Genomic DNA, 12,786 nt, shown 5'->3' on the forward strand with positions numbered 1-12,786 from the left:
AAAAGGGGAAATAGTGTATACTAGATTCAATCGTTATTAGTTAGAAGTTATGGAGAAGGGGATCATGATGAAAAAGAATTATCCAGACGACGGTTTAGCTTTACATACGGATTTATATCAAATTAATATGGCGGAATCCTATTGGGCGGATAACATGCACGAAAGAAAAGCAGTATTCGAGTTGTTCTTCCGAAAGCTTCCGTTCGGGAATGGTTATGCCATTTTTGCGGGACTAGAAAGATGCCTTGATTATTTAAGAAATTTTCATTTTACCGAAAGCGATTTAGAATATTTACAACATGAAGTCGGCTACAAGGAAGATTTTATCGATTATTTGCGGACGGTTCGTTTTACGGGTGATGTTTACTCAATGCTAGAAGGGGAACTTGTATTTCCGAATGAGCCAATTATGCGGATTGAATCGACATTGGTTGAAGCACAGCTTGTGGAAACTGCACTCTTAAATATTGTTAATTATCAAACGCTTATCGCAACGAAAGGTTCTCGTATTAAACAAGTAGTGAAAGATGAAATTGCGATGGAGTTTGGTTCAAGACGAGCGCAAGAAATGGATGCAGCTATTTGGGGAACTCGCGCTGCATATATTGGTGGAATTGAATCTACTAGTAACGTGCGAGCGGGCAAAATGTTTGGTATTCCTGTTTCTGGAACACATGCCCATTCTTTAGTGCAAGCGTATAAAAGTGAATACGAAGCCTTCCATTCATATGCAAAACGACATAAGGACTGTGTTTTCTTAGTGGACACGTATAACACTTTAAAAACAGGCGTTCCTACTGCTATAAAAGTGGCCGAGGAACTGGGGGACAAAATCAATTTTATCGGTATTCGCTTAGATTCTGGTGATATTGCTTTTCTTTCAAAAGAAGCAAGAAAGATGCTAGATGCGGCTGGATTTACGGATGCTAAAATTATCGTTTCGAATGATTTAGATGAATATACAATTTTAAATTTAAAATCTCAAGGAGCAAAAGTGGATAGCTGGGGTATTGGTACAAAGCTTATAACAGGTTACGACCAGCCGGCGCTTGGAGCGGTATATAAAATTGTCTCCATTGAAGATGAAGAAGGCACGATGCAGGACACGATTAAAATTTCCTCTACTACTGAAAAAGTAACGACACCTGGTCAGAAAAAGCTGTTCCGAATTATTGATAAAGAAAACGGAAAGGCAGAAGGCGATTATATTACGATGCATGATGAAGATCCAACGCATGAAAAACGTTTGAAGATGTTCCACCCGGTACACACGTTTGTATCCAAATTTGTGACAAACTTTGAAGCGAAAGATTTGCATGTAAAAGTGATAGAAAACGGACAAGTTACGTACGAAATTCCGGATTTACAAGAAGTGCGTGATTATGCGCATGCTAATTTAGATTTGCTATGGGACGAATATAAACGTTCACTGAACCCAGAGGAATATCCGGTCGATTTGAGCCAAAAATGTTGGGACAATAAAATGCGCAATATTCAAGAAGTAAAAGAGATGGAGCACAATCTTATTGCACAAAATGGAGGCTGATCATAATGACAACTATGCAACAGAAAATTATCGAAGCTTTGAAAGTGAAACCAAACATTAATGTGGAAGAAGAGATCCGAGTTAGTATTGATTTTATGAAGGCGTATCTAAAGAAGCATTCCTTTATGAAAAGTATGGTGCTCGGTATTTCAGGAGGACAAGACTCTACATTAGTTGGAAAGCTTGCCCAACTCGCTGTAGACGAGCTAAATAAAGAAGCTGGCGAAGAAGTCTATGCATTTATCGCGGTAAGTTTACCGTACGGTGTTCAATTTGATGAAGATGAGCGTCAAGATGCATTAGATTTTATCCAACCGTCTAAATCTGTCACGATCAATATTAAAGAGGCAGTGGATGCAAGTGCACGAGCGCTAAGCGAAGCAGGTGTTACATTATCGGACTTTGCAAAAGGGAATGAAAAAGCTAGAGAACGTATGAAGGCGCAATATTCAATTGCCGCAATGTATAATGGCGTTGTACTTGGAACAGATCATGCAGCGGAGGCTGTTACTGGATTTTATACAAAATACGGCGATGGCGGTGTAGATTTAACTCCCATATTCCGTTTGAACAAAAGACAAGGCAAGCAGTTGCTTAAACAACTAGGATGTCCGGAGCATTTATATTTGAAAGTTCCGACTGCAGACTTAGAAGAAAACCGCCCGGCTATTCCGGACGAAGTAGCGCTTGGTGTAACGTACGAAGAAATTGACGATTACTTAGAGGGTAAAAAAATTTCCCAAGCATCACAAGAAAAAATTGAAGGCTTTTATACTCGATCTATGCATAAGCGACATATGCCAATTACAGTGTTTGATGATTTCTGGAAATAGTTAACCGATATGTAAAAATAGTAGAGAGTGGGAAATGTTGAACTTCCCCTCTCTACTTTTTTATTGGTTATGAAATTATAAGCCCTATGATTTGTTAACTAGTATAGGGAAACTGCGCGGTAAGATACTAAGATGTCCGCCATGATTTCCGCTCCAGGCGGACGCTTTCCGTGGGGCGAGCGGTGAGCCTCCTCCTCCGCTAACGCTACGTGCGGGGTCTCACCTGTCTCGCTAATCCCACNGTAAGTCTTATTCCATTAATCTTAGGTTTTTCCTATAGAAAAACAATATAGCACTAGATTTAGTGCATCATTTCTTAGTAATGAGCAGACTCTACTGGATTGTAGCGAAAGGGTGGCGACTCCAGCCAGAATAGCTTGAGCTGAAGACCCTGGACTGAGCGTAGAGAAGGAAGCGGCTGAAGCCAAGCCGGCGGAAAGCGTCCGCCCTGTAGCGGAAATCCCAGCGTCCACTTCATTCAACTCACTACCGCGCAGTTTCCCTATTATGTGCGACATACCAATATTATTATTTGCGAGAAGTGACTGTACAATTCTTCTTCTGCGAGAGATGGTTAAGTATTTTCTTATTTGTATTATATTGTAACTTTCGGTATGCTAATTATATACTATATTAATATTCAAACTAATCTTTCAATAGAGGATACCGGGGGAAAAAAGATGATGGAACAATTGCAAATTCAATCTATTATTACAAATATAGAAAAAGTGATGATTGGTAAGAAACATATTGCAGAGTTGGCAGTAGTAGCACTCCTTGCAGAAGGACATGTACTTCTGGAGGATGTACCGGGTGTTGGAAAAACGATGATGGTACGTGCTCTTGCCAAATCTATTGGTGCGGATTTTAAAAGAATTCAGTTTACGCCGGATTTATTGCCATCGGATGTATTAGGAGTCTCTATTTACAACCCAAAAGAAATGGAATTTGAATTTAGAGCAGGACCAATTATGGGGAATATCGTGCTAGCAGATGAAATAAATCGTACTTCTCCTAAGACACAATCCGCACTTTTAGAAGGAATGGAAGAAGCATCCGTGACAATTGATGGGATTACCATGCCAATTCCTAAACCATTTTTCGTCATGGCTACACAAAATCCAATAGAGCATGAAGGAACATATCCGCTGCCAGAAGCCCAACTCGATCGTTTTTTATTGAAACTGAAAATGGGATATCCGAATCCAAGTGAGGAAATTGAAATTCTCGATCGTGTTGAAAAACTAACTCCGATTGAACAAATCGATTCTGTTATTTCATTGGAACAATTATTAAATTTACAGAAGCAAGTGAAAATGGTGAAGGTTGACCAAACGATGAAAGGGTATATTGTCGATCTTGCCAATCGAACTAGACAAGATACGTATATTTACCTAGGAGTTAGTCCGAGAGCTTCCATAGCTTTAATGAGAGCTGCACAAAGTTATGCAATGCTTCAAGGAAGGGATTTCGTCATACCGGATGATATTCAATATTTAACTCCCTTTGTTTTTGGTCATCGTGTCATTCTCAGACCAGAAGCACGATATGATGGGATTTCTACGGAAGAAGTATTAACTCGGATTATTAAGCGAACACCGGTCCCATATAAGAGGAAAGTAAGTCAATGAAACAGCGATTGAAACGGTTACGACCGTTAAAAGGTCTTGTTGGTATAATATTTCTTTTAATCGTAGCATTCTTTTATGCCATGTTCCAAGGTGGATTTGTTAGTTGGTTTTTATTTTATTTGTTGGTTCCCCTTTCTATTTATTCTTTGTTCTTATTTTTTTATCCGCTTTCGAAGTTGGATGTAAATAGGACAATTGATACTCGGAATGTTTATAGTGGCGGAAAGTTCGCGGCAACCGTTCACATCAGAAGAAATAATCATTTTCCGCTCATGTATGTAAAGTTCGAAGAAAAAGTTAGTCCCACATTAGCGAATATCACTTCATGGAAACGAATGATTTTTTGGGGAATGAAAAAAGAGTTTACTTGGACTTATGAAATGGATCATATTCCTCGAGGGGAGCATGTACTAGAGGGGCTTACTATTCAAGTTAGTGATTTATTTGGATGGGTAAAGAAAGATGCGTTTATTCCAAATCCTAAAACAATCCTTGTATTTCCTAATGTAACAGAAATGGTATATGTCCCTATTGAAACCAGATATGACCAAGGTGCCGCCGTATCGAGAATTCAAACGATGAAAGATACTTCCATGGCTACAGGTTTAAGATCTTATCAACCAGGGGACCGGGTTTCTTGGATTCATTGGAAATCCTTTGCTAGAACACAAACGCTTAAAACGAAAGAGTTTGAAGACCGGCAATCCCAAGATTTATTCGTCTTGATGGACCGGACACCTGCTGATAGTTTTGAAGAAATAGTCGATTTAACTGCCTCTATTTTACAAGCAATTGTGCGTCATCAGGCTTCCAGTGCTTTTTTGTCTTTAGGTGAACATCGTTTTTTTATCCCCTCTGTTCAAAGTGAAAGTCAATTACAGCAGGCACTATATCATTTAACGAAAGTGCAACCAGATTTAACAAAATCAATTGAACAAGTGATTTTACATGACGGGGCATTGGCACAAGCAACTTCTCTTTTATATGTTACAAGTAATCTTACATATGAATGGATAGATAGCGTTCAAAAAACGGCAAGTAATTTGCGTGTTTGTACATGCTTTGTTGTCAAACAAAAAGACGAAAAGTTATTGAAAGAGGAACAAGTCATGCATCAGTTTGCTGCGAGTAGAGGAGTTCGGGTTCACACTATAACGAAGGATCGTTTTGCCCAAGCGTTTATGGAGGTGACTCGTTCATGAGTAAAAAAGCAGTGTTATCTTTTTTTATTTATTTTTTTGTATTTGTTTTAACGGTTGAATGGTTAAAACCAGTGATCGAGTTAACCGATACAGATCATTTATATTTATTTAGTTTATACTTATTGATTTCTTTTTTATTTTACTTCATAAGATTGAAATGGTATTATGCAGCACCGATAAAAATAGTATTTATTTGCTGGGTAATTATTTCAATCTATACCGATTTTTCGTTTATCTCTTTAGATGCTTTTGCTTATTTGATAGAAGCCATTCGTGTGAATACCTCTGCTTTAATCTCACGTGAATGGTTAGAAGTAACGAATCCTTTTCGGACCTTTTTGTTTTTTTTACTGTTATGGATGACTACGTATTTATTAAACTATTGGATACGTGTCAGAAAAAATATCCTATTATTCTTTATCCTTACGATTCTATTTATAACAATCTTAGATACATTTAGTCCATATAATGGAGAAAAAAGTATCATGATTGCACTAATATCAGGTTTTATCGCGATGGGATTGTTATATGCTCAGAAGGTTGGGACGGAAAATAAAGAGCAAGCAAAAACACCTCTTTTGCTTGGCGGTATAGGAAGTCTAGTTGTAATACTTGTCATTAGTGGAGCATTGGCTTTTGTACTACCGAAAGCTGGACCAAGCTGGCCAGACCCTATACCGTTTTTCACTGCTGCAAAACCATCTGCTTCGAGTGAAGAGGGTGGAAATGGAAGTGGAGTACATAAGAAAGTAGGGTATGGGGAGAATGATGAAAATTTAGGCGGTGCATTTGTCGCAGATGATACTCCAGTATTTACAGCAGCTGTACCGACCAGGCAATATTGGAAAATAGAAACGAAGGACACGTATACGTCCAAGGGGTGGATTTTATCCGATACAGAAGCACAAATTAGTAGCTATAAACTAGGGGAATTAATTCAATCCGATATCACTCCAGGAGAGGAAGAAAGAACAGCTACTGCAAGTGTTTCCATGTCACAGGAATACTCTTTTGTCATGCAACCTTATGGTCTTAAGGAAGTAGATGCGTTAGAACCCTTCACTCTTTCATGGAATGAAACAAATCAAAAGCTTTCTACGTTCAACGGTGGTAGCGCCGCGCCCATTACAAATTATGATGTTGCTTATAGTGAGCCTGTATATAGTTTAAAGGCGCTTCGAAATACGAAAATAGAAAGTTTAGATAGTCTGACAAGTGAATTTGATCGCTATTTACAATTGCCAGAAACCTTACCGACTAGAGTACGAGAGTTAGCTACTTCTATTACAGAAGGGGACGCAAATTTATATGAAAAAGCGAAATCCATTGAACGCTACTTTAAACAAAACGGTTTTCGTTATAATGAGAAATTAGCCGCAATTCCAGAAGGGGATACGGATTACGTCGATCAGTTTTTATTTGATACGAAGGTAGGATATTGTGATAATTTTTCAACTTCTATGGTTGTTTTACTTCGTTCAGAAGGAATCCCTGCACGTTGGGTGAAAGGCTTTGCACCAGGAGAGATTGTAGAAAGAGAAGACAGCATTCCTATTTATGAAATAACGAATAATAACGCCCATTCATGGGTTGAGGCGTATTTTCCAAATATAGGTTGGATGACTTTCGAGCCTACAATCGGATTTACCAATAGTGCAAACTTAAATTATGATTTAGATATTCAGACGGATGAGTTGGAAGCACCAAAAGAAACTCCAGCGCCAACGCCTACAAAACCAAAGCCGGAGAAAGAGAGAACAGAAGTTTCCCAAAAGCTAACAGAAGTAATGAGTAATGCTGTAAAGTGGGTATTGGACCGCAAAGCTATATTTATATGGATAATCATCGGACTAGTTTTTATCGGTTTGCTTGCTTATCGATTTAGGCGCAAATGGTTATCAAAAGTGCTAATCCCTTTATATCGCGCAAGAAAAAATGACTGGGATTCATTTGAAAAAATGTATCATCAGTTACTCAAACAGCTCCATGCTTATGGGTATGTAAAAGAACAGGGACAAACATTAACGGAGTATGCTACACAGATTGATGGCTGTTTTAGTGGCAACCATATGAAACACTTGACAAGTGCATATGAAAGAGGATTTTACGGTGGCAACAAAGCAGAGATAGATTATCCGTTAATGCGGGAAAGTTGGGAAAATTTAATCAATCAGCTAAGCAGTTGATTTTACACTCCACAAGCTGTAAACTAAAGTCAAATTAAATTGACCAAGTTGCCCTCGTATATGTCCGATAATATGGTTCGGATGTCTCTACCAAGTTACCGATAATAACTTGACTATGAAGGTGAATGCAGTCATGTCTTTTTTAGGGACATTTGCATTCACCTTTTTGAAGTAGAGAACATTAACGCGTAGAAAGAGGTTTACTTTCTTACGCGTTTTTTTATTCTAGATAGCGCACTTGGATCACAAATAGAGAAAAGGTGGATGCTAATGTCTTCAACTCCATTGTTGAAAGAACAAGAAAAAATTGTCGTATTAGATTTTGGTAGTCAATATAACCAACTAATCACACGTCGTATTCGTGAATTTGGAGTGTACAGTGAGTTGCACCCACATACAGTAACAGCAGAAGATTTAAAGAAGATGAATGCTACTGGAATCATTTTCTCGGGTGGTCCGAACTCTGTATATGATGAAAATGCCTTTCATATTGACCCTGCGATCTATGAAATTGGTGTTCCTATCTTAGGTATTTGTTATGGAATGCAATTAATGTCACAACATTTTGGTGGGAAAGTAGAAAAAGCTTCTCATCGAGAATATGGTAAAGCGGAAATTGACGTAAAAAATGCTACTGCTTTATTTGGACAACTTCCTGCAAACCAAGTTGTATGGATGAGCCACGGTGACCATGTAACGGTAGCTCCAGAAGGATTTGAAGTAATTGCAACAAGCCCTTCTTGTGAAGTTGCGGCAATGGCAAATGAAGCGAAGAACTTATACGCAGTTCAATTCCACCCAGAAGTAAGACATTCTATTTACGGAATCGATTTACTACGTCAATTCGTATTCGACGTTTGTCATGCTAAAGGCGATTGGACAATGGAAAGTTTCATTGAGATGGAAATTGAAAAAATTCGCGAAGAAGTTGGCGACAAAAAAGTGTTATGTGCGCTTAGCGGTGGAGTAGATTCTTCTGTAGTTGCTGTTTTAATCCATAAAGCAATTGGCGACCAATTAACATGTATGTTTGTGGATCATAATCTACTTCGTAAAGATGAAGCAGAGGGTGTAATGAAAACTTTCTCTGAAGGCTTCCATATGAACGTGATTAAAATTGATGCACGCGAACGTTTTATGAGCAAACTAGCTGGAGTTTCTGATCCGGAGAAAAAACGTAAAATCATCGGAAATGAATTTATCTATGTATTCGACGATGAAGCATCTAAATTAGAAGGTATGGATTTCCTTGCACAAGGAACACTTTACACAGACATTATCGAGAGCGGTACAGCCACTGCCCAAACGATTAAATCGCACCATAACGTTGGTGGACTTCCAGAAGATATGCAATTTAAGTTAATCGAGCCATTAAATACTTTATTCAAAGACGAAGTTCGCGCGCTTGGGACAGAGCTTGGTTTACCAGATGAAATCGTTTGGCGTCAACCTTTCCCAGGTCCTGGATTAGCAATTCGTGTGCTTGGAGAAGTAACAGAAGAAAAACTAGAAATCGTTCGTGAATCAGACGCAATTCTTCGCGAGGAAATCGCAAAAGCTGGTTTAGAACGTGATATTTGGCAGTACTTCACAGTGCTACCTGATATTCGTAGCGTTGGAGTAATGGGCGATGCCCGTACGTACGACTACGCAATCGGAATTCGCGCAGTTACCTCTATCGATGGAATGACATCCGACTGGGCACGTATCCCATGGGATGTTCTAGAAAAAATAAGCGTACGTCTGGTCAATGAAGTTCCTCATATTAACCGCGTACTGTATGATGTAACGAGTAAACCACCAGCAACGATTGAGTGGGAATAGTTAATTGAAAATAGCCTGGAATCCTTGTGAAAAGGACTCTAGGCTATTTTTTTAGGAATTAGCTTCTACAGATAAATAAATGGCTATACTTCCATCCGTTTTATAAACCTCAAAATCCGTGGTATAAGCTCTTCGTAAATCACTTTCCCAAATCTCGCTCCAAGCCTTACTTACACCGGCTAAATCGTTTGATTCGACTTTCCAAATATAATATTCTCCATTATTGATCGTGATGCTATGTTCGCCATTCTTTTCTTCCGTTCCAATCAGAAAGTCAAAGTCTCCGGTATAATCACTTTCATAGTTGCTATAAACTGCATAAATTTCACCTTTTACTGGCTTCTTTAAAAATTCCTCCCAAGCTTTAGAGAATATACTCACATCGTTATTGTTTGCCCTAACCTTATTCCCGTAGACCACTTTTGCAGGGATATTTTCAGTCATTTGTAAATCTCCACCTTTCTAAGGAGAATATATCATGGTATATATGACAACTGGTTGTCATCATTAATTTTCTTATGGATTTTATTTAGCTCGTGATAATACGCTTTTTTTATCGTGTCTGGTTTTAAAACATCAACCGAGCTGCCGAACATTAGTAGAAAAGGAAGGAGGTTTTTATTTGCATCATATGTGAAAGTGACCTTGATAGTATTAGGAAGTATCTCCATTTCCTCTTCCAAGAAAAAATCATATAGCTTGCCCAATTGATTTCTTTGGAATACTAGCACTATCTGTACATTACTAAACATTTGGTGAAATTCTTTTTCAGTTATTGTTAGACTTGTTTCATCTAAGAGTAAAATTTCCCTGATCCGTGTAAGCTTGAATATCCTATTATCTTCTCTTTTTTCACAATAACCAGTGATATACCAACTACCATCCGCTAAATTGATATTAGATGGAGAGACAACTCTATTGGTAATCTCTCCGTTTAAAGAAACATACTTAACTTTCACCTTTTTTTGTTGAAACATTGCCTTTCTTAAAGTTTTTAGTTTCTCATTTGTTTCCATTTCAATTTCTTTTCTATGGATGGTTGGGGAGTAAAAAGTAAAGTTGCTATAAGATTCATCTTCTCCCTTTAGCTTTTCTAATTTCTCTATGAGTATTTGGTTCTCCTCTTGCAGAATAGTATGTTGTAGTTTTAAAGCTTCTATAATTGTTTGCTTCTCCTTATCAGAAAACAAATATCTATCCATTTTGTAGGAAGGCATCAATCCTATGCCTCCATTTCGACCATGAATTGTGACAACAGGAAGCCCGGATAGAGCTAATGAATCAACATCTCTATAAATAGTTCTCTTACTGACTTCTAGTTTATTAGCCAGTTCCTCAGCTGGAACTATCTCTTTATTTAATAAAATCACTAAAATAGATAACAATCTCTCAACTTTGATCATTAAGTGCACTCCTTCTCACTAAAAACGTTAAGTTCTTCTATCATTATAACGAATGCAAAGAAGTGTAAAGAAACGTTTTCTTCAAGAGTAAAGAGATTGGAAGTGTCACAATGACGAACTATTATATTAGAATTTATAAAAATGTTCGGTTTTTGTATTGATTTTTTAAAAGTATGGTGTTATATTACTATCATAATTTAATTATGTTGTCGTATAACGTTGGGAATAAGGCCCAAAAGTCTCTACCGAATCACCGTAAATGATTCGACTACGATGAGTGAAAAGTGTTTTCTTTCGCTTGTTAGAGACTAAAGCATACGACTTTTATGTAGTCGTATGCTTTTTCTGTTATACAGACAATAAATGGAGGATATTATGAAAAAGTATTTTCAATTCGAAGAACTAGGAACAAATTATCGTAGTGAAATTATCGGTGGTTTAACGACATTTCTTGCAATGGCGTACATCCTAGTTGTAAACCCGATGATTCTGTCGCTGGAAACAGTAGAAGGTTTACCAGAATTTATGTATATGGATAAAGGTGCGGTATTTACTGCAACTGCAATCGCTGCAGGTATTGGTTCTATTTTGATGGGAGTGCTTGCAAAGTATCCTATCGCGTTGGCACCTGGTATGGGTCTAAATGCTTTCTTTGCTTTTACAGTTGTTTTGGAATTCGGGATACCTTGGCAAATGGCTTTAACAGGGGTATTTGTAGCTGGAGTTATTTTTATTCTTTTATCATTAACAGGGATTCGTGAAACAATTATCAACGCTATACCGACAGAGTTAAAATATGCAGTTGGTGCAGGTATAGGTTTATTCATCACTTTTGTCGGATTACAAAATTCAAAAATTATCGTGAGCAGTGATACTGTAATTGTTGGTTTAGGGGATTTAACAGATCCTAATATACTATTAACTATTTTTGGATTAGTGATTACAGTAATAATGATGGTTAAAGGTATTAAAGGTGGAATTTTTTACGGTATGTTGATCACGGCTATTGTCGGTATGATTTTTAGCTTAGTGCCAACTCCAACTGGAATTGTAAGTAGTGTTCCAGACATAGCACCAACTTTCGGAGCAGCGCTTGATCCGATTTTAAAAGATCCATCATCTCTTTTAAATCATCAATTTTTGATCGTTGTTCTTACTTTCTTATTTGTAAATTTCTTTGATACAGCTGGAACGTTAATTTCTGTTGCGAACCAAGCAGGTCTGATGAAAGAAGGAAAGCTCCCGCGTGCAGGGAAAGCTCTTCTAGCAGATGCAATAGCTACAACTGCAGGAGCAGTCGCTGGTACTTCCACTACTACATCTTACGTTGAATCTACTGCAGGTGTTGCTGCGGGAGCACGTTCAGGCTTTGCAGCAGTAGTCACAGGAGTTCTACTATTATTATCTTTATTCTTCTATCCGGTATTAAGTGTAATTACTTCATACGTTACGGCACCTGCACTTATTATCGTCGGCGTATTAATGGTATCTTCATTAGGAAATATTGAATGGACTAAATTTGAAATCGCTGTACCAGCATTCTTTGTAATTATTGCAATGCCGCTGACTTACTCGATTGCAACTGGTATCGCAATTGGATTTATCTTCTATCCAATTACAATGATCGTTGCAGGACGAATTAAAGAAATTCATCCGATAATGTATGGTTTGTGGGTAATATTTATTTGTTACTTTATCTTCTTATAAATGAATGTAATGAAAAGAGAGGCCATGTGTCTCTCTTTTTTTATTGGAAAATGTAGATAGAAAGAGAATGCTGCGGAAAGAATGTGAATGGTGTATATGTCTTCGAAGTAGATACCGCAAGGGTTCCAAGGCTCTTTAAACTCTCTGAAGATATTAGTTGCATTTATCTGAATAAAATGTTATTATCTTTTTACAACTTTTTGTCGAATAAAGTGTTGACGAAGTATGGAATAGGGTGTTAAGATACAAAGGTCGCCAAAACAAAACGACAAAAAAACAACATGAACATTGAAAACTGAACATGCAAAACGTTAAGAAATATAGCTATTCAGATTAACTTGTTAGTCTGATAGCAAAACAATTATGACATCATTTAATGATGATGCCAGCAAAACAAAATGAGCTTTTTAAGTTCTCTATTATGGAGAGTTTGATCCTGGCTCAGGACGAACGC

9 protein-coding genes and 2 riboswitches are annotated in these 12,786 nt (G+C 37.6%); of the genes, 7 read left to right on the forward strand and 2 right to left on the reverse strand.

Going from position 1 to position 12,786, the window contains the following annotated elements:
* Positions 1-67 precede the first annotated feature (67 nt).
* From FG382_RS16185 to guaA, 6 genes are all read left to right on the forward strand, one after another.
* Positions 68-1,546, forward strand: a complete 1,479-nt coding sequence (locus FG382_RS16185; protein WP_142539919.1) for a nicotinate phosphoribosyltransferase — start codon at positions 68-70, stop codon at positions 1,544-1,546.
* Positions 1,547-1,551: 5 nt separating this feature from the next.
* Entirely contained in the window at positions 1,552-2,379 is an 828-nt protein-coding gene (gene nadE / locus FG382_RS16190) for an ammonia-dependent NAD(+) synthetase (RefSeq protein ID WP_142539920.1), read from the forward strand.
* A gap of 680 nt (positions 2,380-3,059) precedes the next feature.
* Positions 3,060-4,010: an AAA family ATPase gene (locus FG382_RS16195; protein WP_142539921.1), complete on the forward strand. Its 951-nt coding sequence runs from the start codon at positions 3,060-3,062 to the stop codon at positions 4,008-4,010.
* Positions 4,007-5,212: a DUF58 domain-containing protein gene (locus tag FG382_RS16200; protein ID WP_142539922.1), complete on the forward strand. Its 1,206-nt coding sequence runs from the start codon at positions 4,007-4,009 to the stop codon at positions 5,210-5,212. Before FG382_RS16195 ends, FG382_RS16200 begins: the two co-directional genes overlap by 4 nt.
* The gene (locus FG382_RS16205; protein WP_142539923.1) at positions 5,209-7,398 is read left to right on the forward strand and encodes a DUF4129 domain-containing transglutaminase family protein; all 2,190 of its coding nucleotides are present in this window, start codon (positions 5,209-5,211) and stop codon (positions 7,396-7,398) included. Before FG382_RS16200 ends, FG382_RS16205 begins: the two co-directional genes overlap by 4 nt.
* Before the next feature lie 34 nt (positions 7,399-7,432).
* Positions 7,433-7,534, forward strand: a riboswitch (purine riboswitch).
* Positions 7,535-7,668: 134 nt separating this feature from the next.
* Positions 7,669-9,222 carry a glutamine-hydrolyzing GMP synthase gene (gene guaA / locus FG382_RS16210; RefSeq protein ID WP_142539924.1) on the forward strand — a complete coding sequence of 518 codons (1,554 nt, stop codon included), beginning with the start codon at positions 7,669-7,671 and terminating at the stop codon, positions 9,220-9,222.
* A 51-nt stretch (positions 9,223-9,273) separates the two neighbouring features.
* On the opposite strand, the gene FG382_RS16215 is transcribed toward guaA, so the two are convergent.
* Both FG382_RS16215 and FG382_RS16220 read right to left on the reverse strand, forming a co-directional pair.
* Positions 9,274-9,666: a GyrI-like domain-containing protein gene (locus tag FG382_RS16215; RefSeq protein WP_142539925.1), complete on the reverse strand. Its 393-nt coding sequence runs from the start codon at positions 9,664-9,666 to the stop codon at positions 9,274-9,276.
* A 32-nt stretch (positions 9,667-9,698) separates the two neighbouring features.
* On the reverse strand, positions 9,699-10,625 hold the full coding sequence (locus FG382_RS16220) for a helix-turn-helix transcriptional regulator (RefSeq protein ID WP_142539926.1): 927 nt from the start codon (positions 10,623-10,625) through the stop codon (positions 9,699-9,701).
* 189 nt (positions 10,626-10,814) lie between these two features.
* Positions 10,815-10,916: riboswitch (purine riboswitch) on the forward strand.
* Between the two features lie 84 nt (positions 10,917-11,000).
* Between FG382_RS16220 and FG382_RS16225 the strand changes: the two genes are divergently transcribed.
* Positions 11,001-12,332, forward strand: coding sequence for an NCS2 family permease (locus tag FG382_RS16225; protein WP_142539927.1), 1,332 nt, complete (start codon positions 11,001-11,003; stop codon positions 12,330-12,332).
* The last annotated feature ends 454 nt before the right edge of the window (positions 12,333-12,786 follow it).

Origin of the sequence: Psychrobacillus lasiicapitis (assembly GCF_006861795.1) — a bacterium.
Taxonomy (GTDB): domain Bacteria; phylum Bacillota; class Bacilli; order Bacillales_A; family Planococcaceae; genus Psychrobacillus; species Psychrobacillus lasiicapitis.

What these genes read in the sequence shown, in the direction of transcription:
- FG382_RS16185 (WP_142539919.1), top strand. Translation starts at nt 68, where the DNA reads ATGAAAAAGAATTATCCAGACGACGGTTTAGCTTTACATACGGATTTA.
- nadE (WP_142539920.1), top strand. Translation starts at nt 1,552, where the DNA reads ATGACAACTATGCAACAGAAAATTATCGAAGCTTTGAAAGTGAAACCA.
- FG382_RS16195 (WP_142539921.1), top strand. Translation starts at nt 3,060, where the DNA reads ATGATGGAACAATTGCAAATTCAATCTATTATTACAAATATAGAAAAA.
- FG382_RS16200 (WP_142539922.1), top strand. Translation starts at nt 4,007, where the DNA reads ATGAAACAGCGATTGAAACGGTTACGACCGTTAAAAGGTCTTGTTGGT.
- FG382_RS16205 (WP_142539923.1), top strand. Translation starts at nt 5,209, where the DNA reads ATGAGTAAAAAAGCAGTGTTATCTTTTTTTATTTATTTTTTTGTATTT.
- guaA (WP_142539924.1), top strand. Translation starts at nt 7,669, where the DNA reads ATGTCTTCAACTCCATTGTTGAAAGAACAAGAAAAAATTGTCGTATTA.
- FG382_RS16215 (WP_142539925.1), bottom strand. Translation starts at nt 9,666, where the DNA reads ATGACTGAAAATATCCCTGCAAAAGTGGTCTACGGGAATAAGGTTAGG.
- FG382_RS16220 (WP_142539926.1), bottom strand. Translation starts at nt 10,625, where the DNA reads ATGATCAAAGTTGAGAGATTGTTATCTATTTTAGTGATTTTATTAAAT.
- FG382_RS16225 (WP_142539927.1), top strand. Translation starts at nt 11,001, where the DNA reads ATGAAAAAGTATTTTCAATTCGAAGAACTAGGAACAAATTATCGTAGT.